The organism is Paraburkholderia sediminicola, from assembly GCF_046027825.1.
In the GTDB taxonomy this organism is placed as follows: domain Bacteria; phylum Pseudomonadota; class Gammaproteobacteria; order Burkholderiales; family Burkholderiaceae; genus Paraburkholderia; species Paraburkholderia sediminicola_D.
Window position 1 is genome coordinate 1 of the sequence record NZ_JAQQDU010000191.1, and the last position, 5,390, is coordinate 5,390.

At 61.6% G+C, this 5,390-nt stretch carries 6 protein-coding genes; 3 read left to right on the forward strand and 3 right to left on the reverse strand.

Features of this window, described 5'->3' with window-relative positions; all coding sequences use genetic code 11:
- Positions 1–92: 92 nt before the first annotated feature.
- Positions 93–461 carry a DUF190 domain-containing protein gene (locus tag PQQ96_RS41535; protein WP_408303143.1) on the forward strand — a complete coding sequence of 123 codons (369 nt, stop codon included), beginning with the start codon at positions 93–95 and terminating at the stop codon, positions 459–461.
- Between the two features lie 106 nt (positions 462–567).
- Here the strand turns inward: PQQ96_RS41535 and PQQ96_RS41540 are convergent, their stop codons facing one another.
- Positions 568–1,425 carry an oxidoreductase gene (locus PQQ96_RS41540; protein ID WP_408303145.1) on the reverse strand — a complete coding sequence of 286 codons (858 nt, stop codon included), beginning with the start codon at positions 1,423–1,425 and terminating at the stop codon, positions 568–570.
- Positions 1,426–1,541: 116 nt separating this feature from the next.
- On the opposite strand from PQQ96_RS41540, the gene PQQ96_RS41545 reads away from it, so the two are divergent.
- Both PQQ96_RS41545 and PQQ96_RS41550 read left to right on the forward strand, forming a co-directional pair.
- On the forward strand, positions 1,542–2,477 hold the full coding sequence (locus PQQ96_RS41545; protein ID WP_408303147.1) for a LysR family transcriptional regulator: 936 nt from the start codon (positions 1,542–1,544) through the stop codon (positions 2,475–2,477).
- Between the two features lie 47 nt (positions 2,478–2,524).
- Positions 2,525–2,773, forward strand: coding sequence for a hypothetical protein (locus PQQ96_RS41550; protein ID WP_408303149.1), 249 nt, complete (start codon positions 2,525–2,527; stop codon positions 2,771–2,773).
- Between the two features lie 54 nt (positions 2,774–2,827).
- On the opposite strand, the gene pstS is transcribed toward PQQ96_RS41550, so the two are convergent.
- Both pstS and PQQ96_RS41560 read right to left on the reverse strand, forming a co-directional pair.
- A complete protein-coding gene (gene pstS, locus PQQ96_RS41555) occupies positions 2,828–3,919 on the reverse strand; it encodes a phosphate ABC transporter substrate-binding protein PstS (RefSeq protein WP_408303151.1) in 1,092 nt (363 codons plus the stop codon).
- Positions 3,920–3,987: 68 nt separating this feature from the next.
- Positions 3,988–5,390 (reverse strand): MFS transporter (locus tag PQQ96_RS41560; RefSeq protein ID WP_408303153.1); only part of this gene is annotated, 1,403 nt, incomplete at its 5' end.

The following is a 5,390-nucleotide window of genomic DNA, read 5'->3' on the forward strand; positions in this document are numbered from 1 at the left end:
TCGAGCAACGGGGGCGTCACTCCGCGTAGTGGACGCAGCCACATGGGCGCCGCTCACAGCCGCAAGGACTCGTTGGACGGCGGAGATGCACGATGAACGGCTATCAACTGACGTTCTATACAGAGCAGAACAGAAAGCACGGCCACCAGACCGTATGCGAATGGCTGCTGCATGAGGTTCACCAACTCGGTATCGGCGGCGCGACCGTGATCAATTGTGCCGAAGGCATTGGCCACGCGGGCTCGCATCATGCGGCTCACATGCTCAGGCTCGACGATCAGCCGGTGCAGATCATTCTGGCCGTGACTGAAGCGGAAGCCGGGCAGATCCTGGATCTCGTACGCGCCGAAAACGTACACGTTTTCTACATGCGCTTTCCCATCGAGTTTGGTGTCATCGGTGACGACGTGCCGCACAAGTCATCGAAGCATTTTTCCCTGTTTGGCCGGTCAACGGGGTAAGCCGTACGTGTTCCAGCGCTATCGCGCGCAACGGGGCGGCCACGGCAAGGATCCGCTCCTGCTCGCATGCGCAACCCCATCGTCTGCCTATCCGATCTGAGCGCTATCAAGCGGAGAAGTCGGTCGACGCCGACAACGCTTTCCAGGTTTCGGTCTCCTGCGTGACATAGGCATTCTTCTCAGCGATGGCCTTGAGCGTGTCGGTGCCAAGCGGCAAGCGTAGCGGCGGCGTCGGTGCGTCGACCAGTTCGATCATGGCTGCCGCGAGCTTCTGCGGGTTGCCCGGCTGGTTGTGATTCAGGCTCGCGGCGACCCGGCGAACGTTCCCTGAGGTCTCGTCGTAGTCCGCGATCACGTTGCCGGCAACAACCAGCGATGACGCGTCCAGGAAGTCCGTACGGAAGTATCCTGGCTCCACAATCGTCGCGTGAATGCCGAGCGGCTTCAGTTCGCCTCGCAATGCCTCGGTCAAGCCTTCGACGGCAAACTTGGTCGAACTGTAGGCACCGAATCCGGGTGCTGCCCGATAACCGCCAATCGACGACATATTGATGACGTGGCCAGATCGCTGCGCGCGCATCACCGGCAGAACGGCGCGCGTGATATTCAGTAAACCGAATACGTTGGTGTCGTACATGCGACGCACATCGGCGTCGCTGGACTCTTCGATCGCGCCAAGCAGACCGAAGCCCGCATTGTTGACCAGAACGTCGATACGGCCGAATCGTTCAACCGCGGCCTGAACCGCGGCCTTCGCCTGAGCTTCGTTTGTCACATCCAGTGCCACGGGGAGGAGTGCCGGCGAGTGACCGAAGCGCTCGGCGATCGCTGCGACATCGCGGCCGGTGGCAACGACCGCGTTGCCGTCAGCGAGAGCCGCCCGGGCGATCAGGGCGCCGAGGCCGCGCGAGGCACCGGTGATGAACCAGACGCGCTTGAAGCCGTTGTTTGTGCTGTTGACCATGATGTTTCTCCTGCGTTTGCGGTGGAAGTGAACGAATAATATGAGGAACGATTCGCACAAACTAGGCGCGTATTGGTAGACTGATAATCAACTTTTATTTGCCAATCTGGGCGGCGATGAACGAAGTTCGCGCGATCACGATATTCGTCCGGGCGGCGGCGCTGGGAAGCCTGCGCAAGGCAGCCGTGGATCAGGGCATCTCGCCGCAGGCTGCGAGCCACGCGGTGATGCAACTGGAAAAGGAACTGGGTGTCCGGCTGTTCCATCGGACCACACGCAAGCTGAGTTTGACTGAGGAGGGGCAGGGGCTTCTGGACAGCGTGAGGCCTGCGTTGGCCATCCTGTCGTCGGCACTCGACGATGCGCGGCGATCGAAAGAGGAGATTGCGGGGCCGCTGCGGGTGAGCGCGCCACGAGCCATGGGGCACACCGTGCTGTGGCCATACTTTCTGGAATTCGCCGAATTGCATCCGAATGTGCAACTGGATGTGCAGTTCGACGATCACTTCACCGACCTCGTCAGCGATCGCGCCGACGTAGGCCTTCGTGGTGGCTCGCCGCCCTCGGGCGGCACGATCGCGCGCCGGCTCTTGCCGATTCAACTGATCGTCTGCGCATCGCCCGGCTATATCGAACGTCATGGCGCGCCGCGGACCATTGACGAACTCGACCTGCACCGTTGCACCGGTTATCGACGGGCGAATACAGGCAAGCAGGCGCCGTGGGAATTTCTGATAGGTGACGAGATCGTCTATCGTGACATCGCGACAAGCTTATGCGTCAATGACACGGATGCGGAGACCCAGGCCGTGCTGGCTGGACTCGCAATCGGTCAACTTGGGAGCTTTTCGGCGACCTTGCCTGTCAGGCGTGGCCAACTCGTTCCACTGCTTGTTAAGCACGTCACCCAGCGTGAGGCCATCTACATCTACTATCGCCATCGAACCGAGCAGCCGCTGCGCGTGAGGACGTTTATCGACTTCATGGTCGCGCGTCTCGCGGGGAACACGAATTTCTATCTTGAGCCATCGGAGCTTCGGGTCGCACGTTGAGCGCGTCTGGTTCGAACAGGGACGCTGCACGTTTTGGAGATTGCGCAATGTCACCCACACATGAATACTGGTTTCCGGCAAAACGCTATGGCTGGGGGTGGGGGTTTCCCATGCGCTGGCAAGGATGGGCGACGCTGATCGCATACTTTTTGTTGCTTGGTGTAGTCGTTCTACGTTTTCAACCTGCTCGTCATCCGCTCACGTTCGCCGTGCTGGTCATGCTGTTGAGTCTCGCCCTGGTGGCCGTGTGCTGGGTTAAGGGAGAGCCGCCTCGCTGGCGATGGGGTAAAGACTAAATGTGGCGGCATGCCCGTGTCCCCGTGTCCCCGGGTCACGCCGCCAGCAGCGATCTATCTGATCGACTGAATTTGTGCCTGGCTCAGCTCCCACGTATGCGGCGGCAGTGGAATGAAGTGCACCGTATCGAGGTACGCCTCGTTCGTCTCCGACGGCACGATGGTCCAGAGCAGGAACCTGCGCAGCGCGGCAGCAGTCGTGGCGTCGGATTGCTTCGTCGACACCACCGCATACTCGTAATTGACGAGCGGATAGGCACCCGATGCCGGCGCGAACACGAGGCTCAGACGTTCGTCAGGTGGCGTGCGTGGGCCGAGCGAGGCGGCGCCTGCTGTGATGGTGTCCTTGTTGGGCATGACAAATTCGCCCGCGCCATTCTTGAGCGCCGCGGTGCCGAGTTTCGCTGCGGCGACTTTGTCGGTAAAGCTGATGCCGACGTAACCGATCGACCAGGGCGTCGCCTGCAGCGCCTGCACCATGCCGGCATTGCCTACCGCGCTGGCACTACCCGGCACGGTCGGCCACGCGATGGTTGTGCCGTACCCCTTGTCGTTTTCCCAGGCCGGTGTCGAAAACGACAGGAACTGCGTGAAGACGAACGTATCGCCGGACCCTTCGGCCCGATGAATCGGCACAATCGCCTGATGGGGCAGCGCCACGCCCGGGTTGAGCGCCGCGATCTGCGGCGCATCCCAGTTGCGAATCGCGCCCGAGTAGATCCCCGCGAGTACCGGACCGTCCAGCTTGAGATGCGTCGCGTTGAGGCCGGGCAGGTTGTAGTTGACTGTCTGCGCAGCGATAGCGAGCGGGATATTGAGGATCTGCGGGTGCTGCCGCATATCGGCATCGGACATATAGGCGTCGGACGCACCGATCTGCACCTTGCCCATCAGCGCCTGCTGGATACCGGCTTCCGAGCCGGTCGCGCCGGTGCTAACCCGGATACCGGGGTGCGACTTGATGTACGCATCGACCCAGGTCGTGAACAGCGGGTACAGCAAGGTCGAGCCGGTCTCGTTCAGTGTGAGGTCCTGCGCATTGGCCAACGCACCTGTCATCAAGGTGAGCGCTGCGATGCACAGCGGCGCAGCGGCAAGTTGCCGCCAGCGTGACCGCAGTACCGGGTTCTTATGTTGCTCAGTCATGCATGTCTCCGTCGCGATACGGGGAATCCGTCGGTTGTGTGCAAGCGTCATGGCAGGGTGTGAACGCGTTAGCGTCCGATCTCGTCAAGGCTCACGCCGTTTGTTTCGATGCGGAAGATCCATGTCACCACGGCACCGAGAAGCGACGTGCCCACGAGAATGTAGAGGAGCGGTCCCGTGCCGATGCCTGTGAGCAGAATCGGGAACAGGAATGCGGTTGCCACCGCGCCGATCTTGCCGACGGCTGCGGCGAACCCTGCACCTGTGCCGCGAATGGCGGTCGGGAACACTTCGCCGGCCAGCAGATAGGTCTGAGCATTCGGCCCCAGGTTGGTCATGAAGTTGAACAGCATGAAGCCGGCGAAAATCACGACAGTCTTCGTGGAGCCTTCAAAACCATCGGAGAACGAAGCAAGCAGCAGACCCGCTGCGCAGCCGATAAAACCGATCACTTGCAGCCAGATCCGCCCGACTCGGTCCGCGAGGATGACCGCGAAAATAATGCCGACGATCAGCAGCATCGTGATCAGGGCCGCGCCTTTGGCGGCGAGGATGTCGTTGAGAATCAGGTCGCTGATGCTGCGCACATGGTCAGGCTTGCTGCCGAACGCTGCGGCGAGGATGGTGGGCGTGAAGATGCCGATCCCATAGGTGCCGAGATCCTGCAGGAACCACGGGATCGACGCAAGAATCGTGGCGCGCAGGTTGCGCTTCGCGAACAGCGCAAAGAAACTTTGCTTGCCGCCGTGGCCACTGGCGGCATTATCGATTTCACGCGACAGCGCGATGCTGGTTGGATACTGCGGCGTACGGACGAGCAGGCGTTTCGCCGCGGCTTCCGCGCGATCCACCGCGCCGCGAATATGCAGCCAGCTCGGGCTTTCGGTGATGAAGAAGCGGCCGATGGTCACCGCCAGTGCCGGGATGATCGCGGTGCCGTACATCCAGCGCCATGCGTCGAGGGTCGGGATCGTCGACAGAACCAGAAAGCCCACCGCCGTACCGCCCAGCGCGCCGAGCGCCTGAAAGCCGAACGCCGCCAGCACCAGTTTGCCGCGGGCGCTGCTGGGGATGCTTTCGGAGATGATCATGTGCGCGGTCGGGTAGTCGCAGCCGAGCGCCACACCGAGTCCGAACAGGCAGATCACGAGCGAAGTGAAGTTGGTGCACATGACCAGCAGCACCAGAAACGCGACGAAGATGATCATCTCGACAATGAACATCCGTTTGCGCCCGAAGTAGTCGGACATGCCGCCCAGACCCACGGCGCCGACCAGGATGCCCATCAGGCTGGCGGCGCTGATAAGGCCGTTCTGTGCCGCGCCGATGCCGAACTCGCGCGAGATCAGCGGAAGCGCGACCCCCGTCATAAAGACGACGAATCCTTCGAAGAACTTACCAGCTGCCGCGAGCGCCCAGATGCGCCATTGCATGCCTGTCATCGGCACCGTCGGAAGATGGGTTCCGTCGC

Coding starts and splice junctions, on each gene's coding strand:
- PQQ96_RS41550 (WP_408303149.1), top strand. CDS start 2,525: ATGTCACCCACACATGAATACTGGTTTCCGGCAAAACGCTATGGCTGG.
- PQQ96_RS41535 (WP_408303143.1), top strand. CDS start 93: ATGAACGGCTATCAACTGACGTTCTATACAGAGCAGAACAGAAAGCAC.
- pstS (WP_408303151.1), bottom strand. CDS start 3,919: ATGACTGAGCAACATAAGAACCCGGTACTGCGGTCACGCTGGCGGCAA.
- PQQ96_RS41540 (WP_408303145.1), bottom strand. CDS start 1,425: ATGGTCAACAGCACAAACAACGGCTTCAAGCGCGTCTGGTTCATCACC.
- PQQ96_RS41545 (WP_408303147.1), top strand. CDS start 1,542: ATGAACGAAGTTCGCGCGATCACGATATTCGTCCGGGCGGCGGCGCTG.